Genomic DNA, 6,398 nt, shown 5'->3' on the forward strand with positions numbered 1-6,398 from the left:
AGGCCAACGCGGGCGGCAACGTCGTGGGCCGTGCGGTGTTGATCTTCACCCGCACCCTCTGGGCGTTCGAGCTCACCAGCGCACTGCTTATCACCGCGGCACTCGGCGCGCTGATCCTGGCCCACCGGGAACGCTTCGACCGGCCCACGACCCCCGCCGAGTAGGCCTTCGCGCGCTTCCGCGGCGTCGGCCGGCCGACCCCGCTGCCCAATCCGGGGGTCTACGCGCGGCGCAACGCCGTCGACAGTCTCGCCCTGCTGCCCGACGGCTCCGAGGAACTGTCCTCGGTCAGCCTCACCATCCGGGAGCCGCGATGACCCCGGCCCATTACCTGTACCTGTCCGCGCTGCTGTTCACCATCGGCGCCGCCGGAGTGCTGGTGCGCCGCAACGCCATCGTCATGTTCATGTGCGTCGAGTTGATGCTCAACGCCGGCAACCTCGCGTTCGTCACCTTCTCGCGGGTGCACGGCCACCTCGACGGTCAGGCGGTGGCGTTCTTCACCATGGTCGTGGCCGCCTGCGAAGTCGTGGTCGGCCTGGCCATCATCGTCGCGATCTTCCGCACCCGTCGCAGCGCCGACGTGGACGAGTCCCACCTGCTGAGGCATTGATCCGGTGACGACCCTGTTGTGGCTTACTATTGCGCTGCCCCTGGCCGGGGCGGTGACCCTGCTGCTGGGCGGACGGGCGACCAACGCCTGGGGCCACCTGCTGGCCTGCGCGGCGGTCATCGGCTCATTCCTCTGCGGGGCGGCGCTTTTCGCGCACCTGCACGGACTTCCCGCCGAGGACCGGCTGGTGCACCACACGCTGTTCTCCTGGGTGCCCGTCGGGGTGCTCAAGGTGGACTTCGGCCTGCAGCTCGACGCGCTGTCGGTGTGCTTCGTGCTGCTGATCACCGGCGTCGGCGCGCTGATCCACATCTATTCGATCGGCTACATGTCCCATGATCCCGAGCGCAGGCGGTTCTTCGCCTACCTGAACCTGTTCGTCGCGGCCATGCTGCTGCTGGTTCTCGCCGACAACTACCTCGGCCTCTACACCGGCTGGGAGGGCGTGGGCCTGGCGTCCTACCTGCTGATCGGGTTCTGGTCCTACAAGCCCAGCGCCGCGGCCGCGGCCAAGAAGGCGTTCGTGGTCAACCGGGTCGGCGACATCGGGCTGGCGGTCGCGCTGATGGTGCTGTTCGCCGCCGTCGGCTCGGTGAACTTCGCCGAGGTCTTCAGCGCCGCGCCGCGGATGAGTGAGGGCACGCTCAACGCGGTCGGGCTGCTGCTGCTGCTCGGCGCGTGCGGCAAGAGCGCCCAGGTCCCGCTGCAGTCCTGGCTGGGCGACGCCATGGAGGGCCCCACCCCGGTCTCGGCGCTCATCCACGCCGCCACCATGGTGACCGCCGGGGTCTACCTGATCGTGCGCTCCGGCCCGGTGTTCAACCTCGCGCCGGCCGCGCAGACCGGCGTCGTCATCGTGGGCGCGGTGACGCTGCTGTTCGGCGCGATCATCGGCTGTGCCAAGGACGACATCAAGAAGGCACTCGCCGCCTCCACCATGAGCCAGATCGGGTACATGGTGCTGGCCGCCGGCCTGGGCCCGGCCGGCTACGCGGTGGCGATCATGCACCTGCTGACCCACGGCTTCTTCAAGGCCGGACTGTTCCTGGGCGCCGGCTCGGTCATGCACGGCATGAACGACGAGACCGACATCCGCCGCTACGGCGGACTGCGCACGGTGATGCCGATCACCTTCGTCACGTTCGGGCTGGGGTATCTGGCCATCATCGGGATCCCGCCGTTCGCCGGCTTCTTCTCCAAGGACGCCATCATCGAAACCGCCGTCAACGCAGGCGGATTGCGCGGCTGGCTGCTCGGCGGGACGGCCTTGCTCGGCGCGGCGATCACCGCCTTCTACACGCCCCGGGTGATGCAGCTGACGTTCTTCGGTGAGCGGCGCGGGGCGGTTCCCCCGGGGGCCGGCGAAGCCCATCCGCACGAGTCGCCGTCGGTGATGACGCTGCCGATGGTCGTGCTGGCCGTCGGCTCGGTCGGCGCCGGTGCGCTGCTGGCCGTCGGCCACACCCTGCAGCACTGGCTGGAACCCGTCGTCGGAGCGCACGAGGCCCAGCACGGGGTCCCGGCCTGGGTGACGACCGCGCTGGCCCTGGCGGCGGTGGCCGTCGGGGTCGCGATCGCCTGGCGCAAGTACTCCGCCGGCGTGCCGCAGACCGCGCCGCAGGACGTCTCGGCGCTGACCGTCGCGGCCCGGCGCGACCTCTACGGCGACGCGGTCAACGAGGCGGTCTTCATGCGCGGCGGCCAGCAGCTGACCCGCGCGCTGGTCGTGGTGGACGACAAGGTGGTCGCCGGCAGCGTCGACGGGATGGCCGCACTGGTCGGCCGGTTCTCCGACGGGCTGCGCGCCCTGCAGACCGGGTTCGCCCGCACCTACGCACTGACAATGCTCGCCGGGGCCGGCCTGTTCGCCGGCGCGGTGCTGATCGCGGCGATGTGGAGATGAGCACGTGACGAACTTCCCGTGGCTGAGCCTGCTGTGGGCGCTGCCGATGGTCGGTGCGACGGTCATCATCCTGCTGCCGGCCCCGCTGCGCGGTGCGGCCAAGTACGCCGGGCTCGCGGTGTCGCTGGGCGTGCTGGCGATCGCGATCGTGCTCGCGGTGGGCTTCCGGCCGGACGGACCGCGCTACCAGTTCGTCGAGAACCACCCCTGGATCAAGTCTTTCGGCACCGGCTACATCCTCGGTGTGGACGGCATCGCGCTGGCGCTGGTGGTGCTGACCGCCGTACTCATGCCGCTGCTGCTGATCGCCGGCTGGAACGACGCCGACGACCGGCCGGGCCTGTCCGGCCGCGGGACGCACGGCTACATCGCCCTGATGCTGGCGGTCGAGGGCATGGTGCTGATCTCGCTGGCCTCGCTGGACATCCTGCTTTTCTACGTGTTCTTCGAGGCGATGCTGATCCCGATGTACTTCCTGATCGGCGGCTTCGGCGGCGCCAAGGGGTCTGATCCGGCCGCCGCCGGTTCGGCGGCTCCGGCCGCGGCCGTCAAGTTCCTGCTCTACAACCTCTTCGGCGGCCTGGTCATGCTGGCCGCCCTGGTGGGGCTGTACGTGGTGACGGCGAAGAACTTCGACGGCGGCACCTTCGACGTCCGCGCCATCACCGAGGCGGTGTCCAGCGGGCAGTTCGTCGTCGCCCCCGTGGTCGCGCACATGCTCTTCGGCGGGTTCCTGTTCGCCTTCGCCGTCAAGGCGCCGCTGTGGCCGCTGCACCGCTGGCTGCCCGACGCCGCGGTGCAGGCCACCCCGGCCTCGGCGGTGCTGATGATGGCGGTGATGGACAAGGTCGGCACCTTCGGGATGCTGCGCTACTGCCTGCCGCTGTTCCCCGACTCGGCCGCGCTGTTCCGGCCCGTCGTCATCGCCCTGGCCGTCATCGGCATCATCTACGGCGCCGTCCTGGCCATCGGCCAGACCGACGTCATGCGGCTGATCTCCTACACCTCGATCAGTCACTTCGGCTTCATCATCCTGGGCATCTTCGTGATGACCAGCCAGGGCCAGTCCGGGTCGACGCTGTACATGGTCAACCACGGAATCTCCACCGCCGCACTGTTCCTCGTCGCCGGGTTCCTGGTAAGCCGCCGCGGCAGCCGGGCCATCGCCGACTACGGCGGCGTCCAGCAGGTCGCACCGGTTCTGGCCGGCACCTTCCTGATCTCCGGGCTGGCCACCCTGTCGCTGCCCGGCCTGGCCCCGTTCATCAGCGAGTTCCTCGTCCTCATCGGGACGTTCACCCGCTACCCGGCCTTCGCGGTGATCGCCGCACTGGCCCTGGTGCTCTCGGCGGTCTACGTGCTGTGGATGTATCAGCGGATGATGACCGGCCCGGTCACCGAGGGCAACGAGAAACTCACCGACCTGCGGCCACGGGAACTGGTGGTGATGGCGCCGCTGATCGTGCTGCTGCTGGTGCTCGGGTTCTACCCGAAGATCGCCCTGGACGTGATCAACCCGTCGGTGAACCACACGCTGACCGGAATCCACCAGCCGGATCCGGCGCCGAGCCTCGGAGCGATGAAATGACCGCCCCCAGCGTCGAATACGGGGTGCTCGCCCCGCTGCTGATCGTCCTGGGCGTGGCGGTGGCCGGCGTCCTCGTCGAGGCGTTCGCGCCCCGCCCCGTCCGCTACCCGGTGCAACTCACCGTGAGCCTGGCCGGGCTGCTGGCCGCGTTCGCCGCGCTGATCGGCGTCTACCGGAACCTGGGCCCGGGCGCGGGCAGCTCGGCGGTGGTCGGGGCGGTGGCCGTCGACCGGCCGGCGCTGTTCCTGCAGGGCACCATCCTGCTGGTGGCGGTGCTGGGCGTGCTGCTGATCGCCGAGCGGCGCAGCGGAGCCGAATCCGGGGCCTCGGGTCTGGACGGGTTCACCCCGCAGGCCTCGGCGACGCCGGGCAGCGTCGCCGAGCAGGTGGCCACCAAGGCGGCGATCTCCCAGACCGAGGTGTTCCCGCTGACCATGTTCGCCGTCGGCGGGATGATGCTGTTCCCCGCGTCCGGGGACCTGCTCACCATGTTCGTCGCGCTCGAGGTGCTGTCCCTGCCGCTGTACCTGATGTGCGGACTGGCCCGTCACCGCCGTCTGCTCTCCCAGGAGGCGGCGCTGAAATACTTTCTGCTGGGGGCGTTCTCGTCGGCATTCTTCCTTTACGGGATGGCGCTGCTGTACGGCTACGCCGGCACCCTGAGCATCACCGGAATCGGCGCCGCGCTGCGCGACGGCTCCGGGGGCGGCACGCTGGCACTGGTCGGCACCGCCCTGGTGTGCGTCGCCCTGCTGTTCAAGGTCGGCGCGGTGCCGTTCCACTCCTGGGTGCCCGACGTGTATCAGGGTGCGCCCACCCCGATCACCGCCTTCATGGCCGCCGCGACCAAGATCGCGGCGTTCGGCGCGCTGCTGCGGCTGCTCTACGTCGGCGTTCCGGAGCTGAAGGACCAGTGGCGTCCGGTGCTGTGGGCGGTGGCGATCCTGACCATGGTGGTCGGCACCATCGCCGCGATCACCCAGCGCGACGTCAAGCGGATGCTGGCGTATTCGGCTGTGGCCCACACCGGTTTCATCCTCATCGGCGTGATCGCCGGAAGCGCCTCCGGGTTGTCGGGCACATTGTTCTACCTGGCCGCCTACGGCTTCAGCACGGTCGGGGCCTTCGCGGTGGTCAGCGTGGTCCGCGGCGCCGACGGCGCCGAAGCCACCGAACTTGCCCGCTGGGCCGGGCTGGGCCGGCGCTACCCGGTGGCCGGGGTGGTGTTCTCGCTGTTCCTGCTCGCGTTCGCCGGCATCCCGCTCACCAGTGGCTTCGTCAGCAAGTTCGCGGTGTTCAAGGCCGCCGGCGAGGGCGGGGCCATCCCGCTTGTGGTCGTCGGCGTGCTGGCCAGCGCCATCGCCGCCTACTTCTACGTGCGGGTGATCGTGCTGATGTTCTTCACCGAGCCGCCCGCCGACGCCCCGGAGGTCGCCCCGCCGGGGTCGCTGAGCGTCGCGGCGATCGGCGTGACCGCGCTGATCACCTTCGCCCTCGGTGCGCTGCCGCAGCCACTGCTGGATATGGCCGACGCCGCGGCGAGGTTCCTGTCCTAGCGGGTACGCGTCCACCGATCGGGGGACCGGTCGCGCGTAGGGTGGTGTCCCGGAGGACCACGTGACCAACCAACCGACCGTCGACACCGAAGTCGCCCGTCTGCAGCGCTCGGGCCGCGACACCAGCACCCTGCCCGCCGTGCTCTCGCAGTGGCTGTCGACCGTGATGCCCGGCGGCGTGCGGCCCGAGGTGACGGTGGAAAGCGGCGTGGACGCCAACGGGATGTCCTCGGAGACCATCATCCTCACCGGCCGCTGGACGCAGGACGGCGCGCCCGTCGAGCAGAAGTGGGTGGCCCGGGTGGCCCCGAAGGCCGAGGACGTACCGGTGTTCCCGGCCTACCGGCTGGACCACCAGTTCGACCTGCTGCGGCTGGTGGCCGAGCGCACCGGCGTGCCGGTGCCGCAGGTGCGCTGGCTCGAACCGACCGGTGAGCTGCTGGGCAGTCCGTTCTTCCTGATGGACCACGTCGAGGGCATCGTTCCGCCGGACGTGATGCCCTACACCTTCGGCGGCAACTGGTTCGCCGACGCCCCCGCCGACAGGCAGCGCGAACTGCAGGACGCCACCGTCGCGGTGCTGGCCGACCTGCACGCGATCCCCGACGCCGCGACGACATTCGGGTTCCTCATCGACGCCGACCCGCCCGGCGACACCCCGCTGCGCCGGCACTTCCACTGGCTGCGCGACTGGTATGGGTTCGCGGTTCCCGAGATCGGCCGCTCGGACCTCGTCGA

General features: G+C 70.2%; 5 protein-coding genes and 1 pseudogene. All 6 read left to right on the forward strand.

Features of this window, described 5'->3' with window-relative positions; translation table 11 throughout:
• Positions 1 to 317, forward strand: a pseudogene (locus tag ACKOQ4_RS03365) (NADH-quinone oxidoreductase subunit J family protein); the annotation flags it as partial.
• Positions 314 to 613 carry an NADH-quinone oxidoreductase subunit NuoK gene (gene nuoK, locus ACKOQ4_RS03370; RefSeq protein WP_526288809.1) on the forward strand — a complete coding sequence of 100 codons (300 nt, stop codon included), beginning with the start codon at positions 314 to 316 and terminating at the stop codon, positions 611 to 613. The pseudogene ACKOQ4_RS03365 and the gene nuoK, both read left to right, overlap by 4 nt.
• A gap of 4 nt (positions 614 to 617) precedes the next feature.
• On the forward strand, positions 618 to 2,516 hold the full coding sequence (nuoL, locus tag ACKOQ4_RS03375) for an NADH-quinone oxidoreductase subunit L (protein WP_526288811.1): 1,899 nt from the start codon (positions 618 to 620) through the stop codon (positions 2,514 to 2,516).
• A 4-nt stretch (positions 2,517 to 2,520) separates the two neighbouring features.
• Positions 2,521 to 4,104 carry an NADH-quinone oxidoreductase subunit M gene (locus tag ACKOQ4_RS03380; protein ID WP_526288813.1) on the forward strand — a complete coding sequence of 528 codons (1,584 nt, stop codon included), beginning with the start codon at positions 2,521 to 2,523 and terminating at the stop codon, positions 4,102 to 4,104.
• A complete protein-coding gene (gene nuoN, locus ACKOQ4_RS03385) occupies positions 4,101 to 5,660 on the forward strand; it encodes an NADH-quinone oxidoreductase subunit NuoN (RefSeq protein WP_526288815.1) in 1,560 nt (519 codons plus the stop codon). The genes ACKOQ4_RS03380 and nuoN overlap by 4 nt, the downstream gene beginning before the upstream one ends.
• 61 nt (positions 5,661 to 5,721) lie before the next feature.
• Positions 5,722 to 6,398: phosphotransferase (locus ACKOQ4_RS03390; protein ID WP_526288817.1), on the forward strand; the 677-nt coding region annotated here is incomplete at its 3' end.

This window comes from Mycobacterium sp. (genome assembly GCF_046095365.1).
Classification (GTDB): Bacteria; Actinomycetota; Actinomycetes; order Mycobacteriales; family Mycobacteriaceae; genus Mycobacterium.

Coding starts and splice junctions, on each gene's coding strand:
- nuoK (WP_526288809.1), top strand. CDS start 314: ATGACCCCGGCCCATTACCTGTACCTGTCCGCGCTGCTGTTCACCATC.
- nuoN (WP_526288815.1), top strand. CDS start 4,101: ATGACCGCCCCCAGCGTCGAATACGGGGTGCTCGCCCCGCTGCTGATC.